This is a genomic window from Pseudomonas sp. 2995-1 (genome assembly GCF_002742505.1).
GTDB lineage: Bacteria > Pseudomonadota > Gammaproteobacteria > Pseudomonadales > Pseudomonadaceae > Aquipseudomonas > Aquipseudomonas sivasensis.
Window position 1 is genome coordinate 1 of record NZ_LJSA01000365.1, and the last position, 212, is coordinate 212.

The following is a 212-nucleotide window of genomic DNA, read 5'->3' on the forward strand; positions in this document are numbered from 1 at the left end:
TTCGCTTTTTGTAGTGAGCAGGCTTGCCCTGCGCTGGGGCGCGAAGCGGCCCCAATCCAGTCGCCGCGTTTCTCCAGGCAGAACCCAATGGCCGGTTTTAGGGCCGCTTCGCAGCCCAGCGCAGGGCAAGCCTGCTCACCACAAAGGTTGTGTTCGCCATTCAGGTATAGGCTCACCGCAAAGAGTCTGTTCATCTCAACAAACGACCCCAC

1 pseudogene is annotated in these 212 nt (G+C 59.4%); it reads right to left on the bottom strand.

Going from position 1 to position 212, the window contains the following annotated elements:
* A pseudogene (locus AOA61_RS31845) lies at positions 1–194 on the bottom strand (hypothetical protein); the annotation flags it as partial.
* Positions 195–212 lie beyond the last annotated feature (18 nt).